The following is a 10,925-nucleotide window of genomic DNA, read 5'->3' as shown; positions in this document are numbered from 1 at the left end:
CCACCTGGCGCAACGAGGTGACGCTGTCCAGCGTCGACAAGTTCCAGTCCTATGCTCCGGAAACGTTCGTCCGACGCGTATCGCCCACTCCGTTGCTCATGATCGTCGCCGATCGCGACACCCTCACGCCGACCGATATCGCGCTGGCCCGCTACCAGGAAGCGCTCGAACCCAAACAGCTGGAACTCATTCCGGGCGGTCACTTCTCGGTCTACGGTGAACAGTTCGACCGGGCCGCGGGCGCGGCACGCGCCTTTCTGACCGCTCACCTGCTCGGATGATCGCGGCGGTATCGCCGGTGGCCCACCGCTGGTTCGCGGCGGGCCCCACTGCTCTGGAAGTCGAAGCATGACGGTGCTGGCGTTGGCGATCGGCCCGGACGTTCTCGCGGCGGGCCGGGTACGCGCCGAAGGCGTTCACGCCATCCGATACAAGCCCCTCCCCGCGACCCCGGCGTGGTGGTCCTGCCGCGATCTGCTGCTCGATGTCGCGGGCGACGACGAGGTCACCGCGGTCGGGATCGCGTGCGCCGGGCGGATCGGCGGACCTGCCGGCACGGTCGTGTGGACCGGAATCTCCGGCCGTTGCGGCGGATTCGGGATGGTCGCGGCGGTGCGGAAGATGTTTCCCGCGGCCGTGGTGCGCATGGGCACCGAAGGGCTGTGCGCGGCGCTCGCCGCGCACCAGTCACCTGGCGCGTGCGGAGTGGAGTCGGTGCTCGCCGGGGCCGAACTGCTCGCCACGATCGCCGAGGAACGATCGCTGCTCAGCTGGCCACCCGAGCAGGGCGACGTTCGCCGCGCCCTGCCACTCGGACGGTGCGAGCAGTACCGGTAGCGGTGGCACGACCCACCGCGCGACGAGGTCGAGCGCGGGGTGGGTGACGGCCCGCCGGCAGTAGGGGCCGCTAGGGTGGAGCCATGTCCGTGCGCACCCGTCAGCCGCTAGTTCCCGGTACGCAATCGCCGATCCGGGAGGTTCCGCGCGCCATCGAGCGCCCGGAATACGCGTGGAAGAAGACCGTCAACGAAGGCCATGAGCCGTGGGTGCAGACGCCGGAGACGATCGAGAAGATGCGGGTGGCCGGCCGGATCGCGGCGCGGGCGCTGGAGGAAGCCGGTAAGGCCGTCGCGCCCGGCGTGACCACCGATGAGCTGGACCGGATCGTGCACGAGTACCTCTGCGATCACGGCGCCTACCCGTCGACGCTCGGCTACAAGGGATTCCCGAAATCCTGCTGCACCTCGCTGAACGAGGTCATCTGCCACGGCATCCCGGACTCGACCGTCATCGAGGACGGTGACATCGTCAATATCGATGTCACCGCCTACATCGACGGCGTCCACGGCGACACCAACAAGACCTTCCTCGCGGGCAACGTGGACGAGGAGGTGCGACTGCTGGTCGAGCGCACCGAAGAGGCCACCATGCGCGCCATCAAGGCGGTGCGGCCCGGTCGCGCGCTCAACGTCATCGGACGTGTCATCGAGTCCTACGCCAACCGCTTCGGCTACGGCGTGGTCCGCGATTTCACCGGGCACGGCGTCGGGCCCACCTTCCACAGCGGCCTGGTGATCCTGCACTACGACCAGCCCGCGGTGGATTCGGTGATCGAGCCGGGCATGACCTTCACCATCGAGCCGATGATCAACCTCGGCGGCATCGACTACGAGATCTGGGACGACGGCTGGACCGTGGTCACCAAGGATCGCAAGTGGACCGCTCAGTTCGAGCACACCCTGGTCGTCACCGATACCGGCGCGGAAATCCTGACCCTGCCGTGAACGCGGCGGCCGGCGCCCATCCCGCCGCGCGCGGATCCGGCTCTGCCGCCCGTGCGGTGCCCGCCGCGCACAGGCGGCCGCGAACGTGAGCGGGCCGGGCATGAAGGGCGCGCTGCTGGTCGCGGGCACCACCTCGGACGCAGGTAAGAGCGTGCTGGTCGCCGGGATCTGCCGGATGCTGGCCCGGCGCGGGGTGCGGGTGGCGCCGTTCAAGGCGCAGAACATGTCGAACAACTCGGTGGTCACCCTCGACGGCGGGGAGATCGGGCGCGCGCAGGCCCTGCAGGCGCGGGCGTGCGGACTCGAGCCGAGCGTGCGGTTCAATCCGGTCCTGCTCAAACCGGGCAGCGACCGGCGCTCACAGCTGGTGGTGCGGGGACAGGCCGTCGATACCGTGGGCGCGGGCGACTATTTCCGGCATCGACAGTGGTTGCGCGGCGTCGTCGCCGACGAACTGGCCGCGCTGCGTGCCGAATTCGACGTGGTGATCTGCGAAGGTGCGGGCTCACCCGCCGAAATCAACCTGCGCGCTACTGATCTGGCGAATATGGGACTCGCGCGTGCGGCCGGGCTTGCGGTGCTGGTGGTCGGCGATATCGACCGCGGTGGGGTGCTCGCGCATCTGTTCGGCACGCTGGCGATCCTGGAACCGGAGGACCAGCAACTGATCTCGGGGTTCGTGATCAACAAGTTCCGCGGCGACGTCGAGCTGCTGCGTCCGGGGCTCGATCAACTCACCGCGCTCACCGGACGCCCGACGCTCGGCGTCCTGCCCTACAGCGACGAACTGTGGATCGATGCCGAGGACTCGCTCGGCACCGTCGCCGACGCCCCGGTCGGCCGGCCGCGCCCGCCCATCGGCAACGAATGGCTGACCGTCGCCGCGATCCGGCTGCCGCGAATCTCCAACTCCACCGATGTGGAGGCGCTGGCCTGCGAGCCCGGGGTGGCGGTGCGGTGGGTGACCGAGCCGTCCCGGTTGACCGGTGCCGACCTGGTGGTGCTGCCCGGTAGTAAGGCGACCGTCGACGACCTGCGCTGGCTGCGCCGTACCGGCTTGGCCGCCGCGCTGCGCGATCGGGCCGCCACGGGCGGGCCGATCCTCGGGATCTGCGGGGGCTATCAGATGCTCGGCACGCGCATCGTGGACGAGGTGGAGTCGAAGGCCGGGACGGTCGAGGGGCTCGGGCTGCTCGACCTCGAGATCGAGTTCGGCGAACCGAAGGTGCTGCGGCGGGTAGTCGGCGCGTCTGTGCCGGGCGGGATCGCGATGCACGGCTACGAAATCCATCATGGGCGGGTTCGGCGCAACGGCGAACACCACTGGCTGCGGTTGCTGCCGGAGCAGGGTGGCGGGCGACTGCCGGGCGGGCCGAACGCGCCTGGTGAGGCCTCGGTTCCGGAAGCCGGTGCCGCATCGGGCGGATCCAAGGTCGCCGGCGGGGACGGTCTGCGGTCGGGAGCACCAGAAGGCAGTGTCCGCGACGCGGTGTGGGGCACCCACGTGCACGGACTGATGGAGTCCGACGCCTTGCGCCGGGCCTGGCTCACCGAGGTCGCGGCCCGCGCCGGCCGGACCGGGTTCCGGGTCGCGCCCGACACCTCGGTCGCCGCCGTGCGGCTCGCGCAACTCGATCTGCTCGCCGATCTCGTGGAGGACCATCTCGACCTGGACGCGCTGGAAGTTCTGATCGAGCGCGGAGCACCGGCAGACCTGCCGACGGTCACGGCCACCCGGATCGACGCGGCCGGTATCGTGCGCTGATCCCGCCGGCGCCGTGCGCTGATCCGGCCGCCGCGGCCGGACCGTTGATCGGACTCGCCGACTTCGCGCCTTCGCCGGGGACCGCCAGTGCGTGCTCATCTCCCGAAACCTGTCCAGACCAGCGGTTTCGGCTGACAACTCCCTACGGTTCACGCCTGCGGTGTAGCGTCCTTCGGCATGAAGTCTCGGCGGATTGCGGTCGGCGACCGGGAATGGACGGTACGGGTCGACGGCCCGGAAACTCAGCACAGCGTTTTGCTGTTACCCGACGCGGGGGATCCGCCCGACGTCTTCGACCGGGTATGTGCGCGACTGCACAATTCCGATCTGCGCACCATCGCGGTGGAGACGATCGACCGGCTCGACACCACCGGTGTCTACGCCATCCTGGACGAGCTCGGCGTGCCCTGGGTGAACGTCGCGGGGCGCGGCGCGGGCGCCAGCGTCGCCTGGCAGGTGTGCGCCACCGGATTCGGCCGCTTCATCAGCCTGGTCGTCGCCGACCGCGGCCACCCGGCCGTACCGGACGCCGAGGGCGCGGTGCTCGACGCCGAGTGCCGTGCGGTCGAACTGCCCACCACCGTGCTGGTCACCAAGTCGCTGCCGCGGTCGGTGGCCGACAGCTCTGGCCGCTACGTCTACGGCGAATACCGGGTGGTCGCCCTCGACGTCGACAATGTCGCCCTCGAAGCCGACCACGAGCTGGCCACCGAGATCGTGCTACGCACCAGCCTCTGGTGAGGCGGCCAGGCTGCGCCGGTAGCTCGTCAGCCAGTCCAGCCAGGCATCCAGTTCCTCGAACGCCTTGGCCAGCGGCTGCGCCGAGGACAGGAACACATCGTGGCGCGCGCCGTCGATCGGCACGATCGAGGTGCGATCACCCAGGCAACCGGCCCAGCGCTGGATCTGCCTGACATCGAGCACCGCGTCGGCCACGTCCACCGCCGGGCCGTACTTGCGGGCGAACTTCGTCAACCTGGACCGCAGCAGCAGCGACGGCACCCCGATATCGAGACCGGCGTGCAGCTGGGCGTGCCCGCGCCGGATGGCACGCAACCAGCCGAAGCGCACCGGGAAACCGTGTAGCGGCTTCCAATCGAGGTTGTAGTCCCACTCGCCGGAGGCGGTGTGGTGCAGGCTGGCGCCGTAGGCGTCGGTCTTGGCCAGCGGCAGCTCGTCGCGGGACCGGAAACGGCCGAGCGCGTGGATGATCGGGGTGCCGACCGTGCGGTAGTAGGACGGGCCCTGCAGATCGAACCAGGGACTGTTGAGCACCAGCCCGGTGATCCCGGCGGCCGCGGTGCCACCGGCCCGGTTCAACCGGTCCAGCCACAGCGGCACGACCAGCCCGCCGGTCGAGTGGGCCACCAGCAGCACCTCCTTGCCCGTCTCGGCGCGGATGATGCGTAAGGCCTCATCGAGTTCGGCGTCGTAGAGCGCCAGATCGCTGACGAAGTGCGGGGTCTGCCCCTCCCGCAGTGACCGGCCGCATTTGCGCAGATCGAGGGCATAGAACTGATGCCCGCGATCGGCGAAATGCTCGGCCAGATGCTGCTGGAAGAAATAGTCGGTGAAGCCGTGCACGTAGAGCACCGCGCTCTCGGTGCTCGCCGCGGCGTCGCCACCGGCGGGAACGTGGCGCACCAGGGTGGCGACCGCACGGCCCTCACCGTCGGGATCGGCGCCGAAGTCGAGCGTGCGCTGCTCGTAGTCGGCGCCGAGGATGTCGGGCTGCCAGTCCGCGGTCCGGGTGGTGGTGGCGGAGTCGACCGAGGTCTCGTGAGTCACCACCACAATCTAAGCGACACCTCTGCCGCGGGCGAGACGCCCGTCCGCCGAATGGTCGCAGCGACGCGCCGGGAGGAATCTTTGTCACATTCGCCGGGTTCGTTGCTGGTCTGCGCGGTGGTGAGGTGCACAATTGGCGGTAGGTGAACGACGGGTAACCTATATCCCGCCGACGCCCGTGTCGGTGACGACACGGGATTTCGTTACAACCGCATAGTGCCCGTGCCCAGGCGGAGCCACCGCAGCCGGTGGGACCGCGCACAAGGACAAGGAAGTCGATCTACCCGTGCCGAACGCTGCCCTGACTGAAAAGACCGATGTAGTACTCATCGGTGCCGGCATCATGAGCGCCACCCTGGGTGCGCTGCTTCGTCAGTTGCAGCCGGACTGGTCGATCTCGGTGTTCGAGCGCCTCGATGCCGCCGCCGCCGAGAGCTCCGACCCGTGGAACAACGCGGGCACCGGCCACTCGGCACTGTGTGAGCTCAACTACAGCCCGCAGAAGCCCGACGGCTCGGTCGATGTGAGCAAGGCCGTCGACATCAACGAACGCTTCCAGGTTTCGCGCCAGTTCTGGGCTTACGCCGTGGAGAACGGTGTGCTCGGCGATCCGTCCCGGTTCATCAACCCGATCCCGCACGTCAGCTTCACCCACGGCGCCGACGATGTGCAGTACCTGCGCAAGCGCTACGAGGCGCTGGCCCCGCATCCGCTCTTCGCGGGGATGGAGTTCATCGACAGCCCCGACGAGTTCTCCCGCCGCCTGCCGCTGATGGCGCGCGGCCGCGATTTCTCCGAGCCGATCGCGCTGAACTGGACCGACGCCGGCACCGATATCGACTTCGGCTCGCTGACCAAGCAGCTGCTGGCCTATATCGGCTCCACCGGCGCCGATATCGCCTTCGGCCATGAGGTGCGCGACCTCAGCAAGCAGTCCGACGGCACCTGGCGGGTCAAGGTGCGCAACCTGCGCACCGGCAAGTCCCGCACCGTGGTGTCGAAGTTCGTCTTCGTCGGCGCCGGTGGCGGCGCGCTGCCGCTGCTGCAGAAGTCGGGCATCATGGAGATCAAGGGCTTCGCCGGCTTCCCGGTCAGCGGCCAGTTCCTGCGCTGCACCAACCCCGAACTGATCGCTCGCCACGACGCCAAGGTCTACGGCAAGGCCGCGGTCGGCGCGCCGCCGATGTCGGTGCCGCACCTGGACACCCGCGTCATCAACGGCAAGCCCGGCCTGCTGTTCGGCCCGTACGCCGGCTGGACCCCGATGTTCCTCAAGGACGGCAAGTACACCGACCTGTTCAAGTCGATCCGCCCGGGCAATATCGCCCCCATGCTCGGCGTCGGCGTCACCGAACTGGGCCTGGTGAAGTACCTGGTGTCCGAGCTGCTCAAGTCGCAGGCTGGCAAGGTCTACACCATGGAGGAGTTCATCCCCCGGGCCGAGGCCAAGGACTGGGAGATCATCACCGCAGGTCAGCGCGTGCAGATCATCCGCCGCAAGGGCATCGGCGGCGTGCTCGAACTGGGCACCGCCGTGATCGCGGCCCAGGACGGCACCATCGCCGGTCTGCTCGGCGCCTCGCCCGGTGCCTCGACCTGCGTCACCGCGATGCTCGATGTCCTGCAGCGCTGCTTCCCCCGCGAGTACGCCGACTGGACGCCGAAGCTGAAGGAAATGGTGCCCTCGCTCGGCGTGAAGCTGTCGGAGAACCAGGCGCTGTTCCAGGAGGTCTGGGACTGGACCTCCAAGGCTCTGCAGCTCGATTCCGCCGCCACGCCGAGGACCGTGGGGGTCGCGCCGACGGCGTAGGTGTGATAGCAAGACGCGATGATGTCAACGGTTGCTCTCAAACGGTCATGGGCGCAGGATCTCGATACCGCCACCCTGTACCAGCTGTTGAAACTTCGCGTCGAAGTCTTTGTCGTAGAACAGAAATGCGCGTACCCGGAGCTGGACGGACTCGATCTGCTCCCGGAGACGCGCCATTTCTGGCTCGATGACGAAGGCGAGGTCATCGCGACCCTTCGGCTGCTCGAGGAGCACCACGACGGCGTGAAGTCCTTCCGCATCGGACGGCTGTGCACCGCGGTCCCGGCCCGCGGGCACGGCTACACCACCCGGCTGTTGCAGGCCGCGCTGGCCGAAGTGGGTTCGGACACGGTGCGCATCAACGCGCAGACCTACCTGATCGATCTGTACAGCAAGCACGGGTTCGAGGTCGACGGTGCGGAGTTCATCGACGACGGGGTCCCGCACGTGCCGATGCGTAAGGGCTGACACCCGAGCGTCTGCGCCGGTGCCGGCGCGGTTCGCGAACGCGAGTCGGCACCGCCGCAGACCAGGACGGCATACGGCACGCTCCGAGCGCCGCGCCGATCCCGTCGAGACGTGCGGTGTTCGAGGTGCCGGAGGTCGGCGTCGAAGCGGCCGGCCGGCCCGCCTAGAGTCGATGTGTGTCCGTGTCGCATGTCGAAACCGCAGAATCGTCGTCCGCCGCAGGCCGCTCACCGAGCGGGACCGGTGCCGGTGACGAAGCCGGGTTCCCGTTCTCCGCGGTCGTCGGGCAGGAGCGGCTGCAACTGGCGCTGATCTTGTGCGCGGTGCACCCCGGCATCGGCGGCGTGCTGGTGCGCGGCGAGAAGGGCACCGCCAAATCCACCGTGGTGCGCGCGCTGGCCCAGCTGCTGCCGCCGGTGGTGGACGAGACCGGCGCGCGCCCGGCTCGGCTGGTGGAATTGCCGGTCGGCGCCACCGAGGACCGCGTGGTCGGCTCGCTCGATCTGGAACGGGTGCTGCGTGACGGCGAGCAGGCCTTCCGTCCCGGCCTGCTGGCCGCCGCTCACCACGGCGTGCTCTACGTCGACGAGGTGAACCTGCTGCACGACCATCTGGTGGACGTGCTGCTCGACGCCGCCGCGATGGGCCGGGTGCACATCGAACGCGACGGCGTCTCGCATTCGCATCCCGCGCGTTTCGTGCTGGTCGGCACCATGAACCCGGAAGAGGGCGAGCTGCGCCCGCAGCTGCTGGACCGCTTCGGGCTGACCGTCGACGTGGCCGCCTCCCGCGACGTCGACGTGCGGATGGCGGTGGTGCGCCGCCGCCTGGACTACGAAGCCGATCCCGCCGGGTTCGCCGCCCGCTATGCCGCCGCCGATCGCGAGGTCGCCGAGCGCATTCTCACCGCCCGCGACCGGCTGCCCGAGGTCGCGCTCGACGATGTGGAGTTGCGGCGGATCGCGGCGTTGTGCGCCGCCTTCGACGTCGACGGTATGCGAGCCGACCTGGTGGTCGCGCGCACTGCGACGGCGCATGCCGCCTGGCGCGGCAGCGATACGGTCACCGAGGACGATGTGCGGGTCGCTGCCGAACTGGCGCTGCCGCATCGGCGCAGGCGCGATCCGTTCGACGAGCCGGGGATCAGCGACGACCAGCTCGACGAGGCGATGCGGGAGGCGGGCGAGGAAGCCGAACGAGCGCCGGCACCCGAGTCCGAGCCCGGCCGGGCCGAGGACGGCCCCGCCGCGGACAACGCTCCCGACTCCGGGTCCGAACGACCCGACGACGACCCCGATGGTCCACCGGAACCCCCTGGCGGCGGCCAGGATTCGCCGCGGAACCGCGAGAACGGCCAGTCGAAGCAAGGCCACACCGGGACGCCGGCAACCACCTCCGCGAAACCACCCCGCTGGGAGGTACCCGGCGTCGGCGAAGGCGCTCCGGGACGTCGCTCACGCGCACAGACCAGGCAGGGCCGCATGGTCCGCCCGGACACCGACACCACCGGTGGGTTGCATCTGCTCGGTACCGTTTTCGCCGCCGCGCCGCATCAGCATGCGCGCGGCCGGGCAGGCGGGCCGCTCAAATTGGCGTCGGAGGATCTGCGGGGCGCCTATCGCGAAGGGCGCGAAGGCAATCTGGTGGTTTTCGTGGTCGATGCCTCCGGGTCCATGGCGGCGCGCGATCGGCTCTCGGCGGTGACCGGTGCGGTGGTCGTGCTGCTGCGCGATGCCTATCAGCGGCGGGACAAGGTCGCGGTGATCACCGTGCGCGGAGCCGAGGCGGAGCTGGTGCTGCCGCCGACGTCATCGGTCGACATCGCGGTGCGGCGGCTGGCCGGAATGCGTACCGGTGGGAAGACTCCGCTCGCCACCGGCCTGCTGAAGGCGCGCGAGGTGGTGCTGCGCGAGCGGGTCCGCGATCCGCGCCGACGCCCGATGCTGGTGCTGCTGACCGATGGACGCGCCACCGGCGGCACCGATCCGGTGATCCGGGCGCGTGCCGCGGCGAGGTTGCTGGCGGCGGAAGCGGTGACGGCGATGGTCGTCGATTGTGAGCGTGGCATGATCCGGCTGGGCTTGGCCGCCGAACTGGCCCGCGAATTGCGCGGTGACTGCGTGCGCCTGGGCGAGCTGACCGGTGACGCGGTCGCCGGGGTTGTGCGAGAGTCCGCGCGATCGGGCGGGGCGATTCGGGCGGCGTGATCACGCGGCGCGAAGCCACGGCTCGACCGTCATGGACGTCCTGCGTGGACGTGGCATCGGGTTCGATCCGGTCCGGGCCGGTGGCGCGCCGGCGATCGGGCGCACGCGCGTGCGACAGCGAAATACAGGAATCAGTGAGGAGATCCGATGCCCAAGGGAGTGCCGGAGACCGTGCCGGACGACGGTCTGACCACGCGGCAGCGTCGTAACCAGCCGGTGCTGGCCGTGCACACCGGTCCAGGCAAGGGCAAGTCCACCGCCGCGTTCGGAATGGCGCTGCGGGCTTGGAATCAGGGCTTCGACGTCGCGGTGTTCCAGTTCGTGAAGAGCGCCAAATGGAAGGTCGGCGAGGAGGCGGCCTTCCGCACCCTCGGCCGGCTGCACGAGGAGACCGGCGCGGGCGGCGCGGTGCAGTGGCACAAGATGGGTGAGGGCTGGTCCTGGACCCGCAAGCACGGCACCGAGGAAGATCACGCCGCCGCCGCGCTGGCCGGCTGGCAGGAGATCGCCCGTCGCCTGGCCGCCGAACAGCACCGGTTCTACGTACTGGACGAGTTCACCTATCCGCTCAAATGGGGCTGGGTGGAGGTCGACGAGGTCGTCGAGACGCTGCGTAACCGCCCAGGCAACCAGCACGTCGTCATCACCGGCCGCGACGCCCCGCCCGCTCTGATCGAGGCTGCCGATCTGGTGACGGAGATGACGAAGATCAAGCACCCGATGGACGCCGGGCGCAAGGGCCAGCGCGGGATCGAGTGGTGAGCACACCCGCCGTCGTGATCGCCGCGCCCGCGTCGGGCAGTGGCAAGACGACCGTGGCGACCGGTCTGGTCGGCGCGTTGCGGCGGGCCGGACATCGGGTGGCGCCGTTCAAGGTGGGCCCCGATTACATCGACCCCGGCTATCACGGGTTGGCGGCCGGGCGGCCCGGACGCAATCTGGATCCGGTGCTGTGCGGCGCCGGACGGGTCGTGCCGCTGTACCGGCACGGGTCGGCCGGCTGCGATCTCGCGGTGGTCGAAGGGGTGATGGGGCTGTTCGACGGTCGCATCGACGCCGACGACGCCCGCCCGGTCGCCGAGGGCTCCACGGCTCAGGTCGCG

At 69.6% G+C, this 10,925-nt stretch carries 10 protein-coding genes and 1 pseudogene; 10 read left to right on the top strand and 1 reads right to left on the bottom strand.

Going from position 1 to position 10,925, the window contains the following annotated elements:
- The 5 genes and pseudogenes from RJ05_RS31430 to RJ05_RS16540 all read left to right on the top strand — a co-directional run.
- Positions 1 to 281: pseudogene (locus tag RJ05_RS31430) on the top strand (alpha/beta hydrolase); the annotation flags it as partial.
- A gap of 67 nt (positions 282 to 348) precedes the next feature.
- Positions 349 to 837, top strand: a complete 489-nt coding sequence (locus tag RJ05_RS16555; protein ID WP_051016639.1) for a hypothetical protein — start codon at positions 349 to 351, stop codon at positions 835 to 837.
- An 83-nt stretch (positions 838 to 920) separates the two neighbouring features.
- Complete coding sequence (gene map / locus RJ05_RS16550) at positions 921 to 1,784, top strand: type I methionyl aminopeptidase (RefSeq protein WP_036538268.1); 864 nt, start codon at positions 921 to 923, stop codon at positions 1,782 to 1,784.
- A 100-nt stretch (positions 1,785 to 1,884) separates the two neighbouring features.
- Positions 1,885 to 3,549 (top strand): cobyric acid synthase, encoded by a 1,665-nt coding sequence (locus tag RJ05_RS16545; protein WP_036538265.1) that lies wholly within the window; start codon positions 1,885 to 1,887, stop codon positions 3,547 to 3,549.
- 177 nt (positions 3,550 to 3,726) lie between these two features.
- Positions 3,727 to 4,290: a hypothetical protein gene (locus RJ05_RS16540; RefSeq protein WP_036538263.1), complete on the top strand. Its 564-nt coding sequence runs from the start codon at positions 3,727 to 3,729 to the stop codon at positions 4,288 to 4,290.
- Here the strand turns inward: RJ05_RS16540 and RJ05_RS16535 are convergent.
- Positions 4,270 to 5,337 carry an alpha/beta hydrolase gene (locus RJ05_RS16535; RefSeq protein WP_051016640.1) on the bottom strand — a complete coding sequence of 356 codons (1,068 nt, stop codon included), beginning with the start codon at positions 5,335 to 5,337 and terminating at the stop codon, positions 4,270 to 4,272. The two genes, RJ05_RS16540 and RJ05_RS16535, sit on opposite strands and share 21 nt — an antisense overlap.
- Before the next feature lie 286 nt (positions 5,338 to 5,623).
- On the opposite strand from RJ05_RS16535, the gene mqo reads away from it, so the two are divergent.
- From mqo to RJ05_RS16510, 5 genes are all read left to right on the top strand, one after another.
- Entirely contained in the window at positions 5,624 to 7,147 is a 1,524-nt protein-coding gene (gene mqo / locus RJ05_RS16530) for a malate dehydrogenase (quinone) (protein ID WP_036538262.1), read from the top strand.
- An 18-nt stretch (positions 7,148 to 7,165) separates the two neighbouring features.
- Positions 7,166 to 7,615 carry a GNAT family N-acetyltransferase gene (locus tag RJ05_RS16525; RefSeq protein ID WP_036538261.1) on the top strand — a complete coding sequence of 150 codons (450 nt, stop codon included), beginning with the start codon at positions 7,166 to 7,168 and terminating at the stop codon, positions 7,613 to 7,615.
- 296 nt (positions 7,616 to 7,911) lie between these two features.
- Entirely contained in the window at positions 7,912 to 9,822 is a 1,911-nt protein-coding gene (locus tag RJ05_RS16520) for a VWA domain-containing protein (protein WP_228789069.1), read from the top strand.
- Between the two features lie 147 nt (positions 9,823 to 9,969).
- Positions 9,970 to 10,584: a cob(I)yrinic acid a,c-diamide adenosyltransferase gene (gene cobO, locus RJ05_RS16515; protein WP_036538260.1), complete on the top strand. Its 615-nt coding sequence runs from the start codon at positions 9,970 to 9,972 to the stop codon at positions 10,582 to 10,584.
- A partial coding sequence (locus tag RJ05_RS16510) for a nucleotide-binding protein (protein ID WP_036538259.1) occupies positions 10,581 to 10,925 on the top strand: 345 nt, incomplete at its 3' end. The genes cobO and RJ05_RS16510, both read left to right, overlap by 4 nt.

The organism is Nocardia cyriacigeorgica NBRC 100375, assembly GCF_000308555.1.
GTDB classification, from domain to species: Bacteria; Actinomycetota; Actinomycetes; order Mycobacteriales; family Mycobacteriaceae; genus Nocardia; species Nocardia cyriacigeorgica.
The sequence above is the reverse complement of the archived record's forward strand: the minus strand, read 5'-3'. Positions and strand labels throughout refer to the sequence as shown.

Excerpts from the sequence above, each read along its gene's own strand:
- RJ05_RS16555 (WP_051016639.1), top strand. The coding sequence starts at position 349 with ATGACGGTGCTGGCGTTGGCGATCGGCCCGGACGTTCTCGCGGCGGGC.
- map (WP_036538268.1), top strand. The coding sequence starts at position 921 with ATGTCCGTGCGCACCCGTCAGCCGCTAGTTCCCGGTACGCAATCGCCG.
- RJ05_RS16545 (WP_036538265.1), top strand. The coding sequence starts at position 1,885 with ATGAAGGGCGCGCTGCTGGTCGCGGGCACCACCTCGGACGCAGGTAAG.
- RJ05_RS16540 (WP_036538263.1), top strand. The coding sequence starts at position 3,727 with ATGAAGTCTCGGCGGATTGCGGTCGGCGACCGGGAATGGACGGTACGG.
- RJ05_RS16525 (WP_036538261.1), top strand. The coding sequence starts at position 7,166 with ATGATGTCAACGGTTGCTCTCAAACGGTCATGGGCGCAGGATCTCGAT.
- cobO (WP_036538260.1), top strand. The coding sequence starts at position 9,970 with ATGCCCAAGGGAGTGCCGGAGACCGTGCCGGACGACGGTCTGACCACG.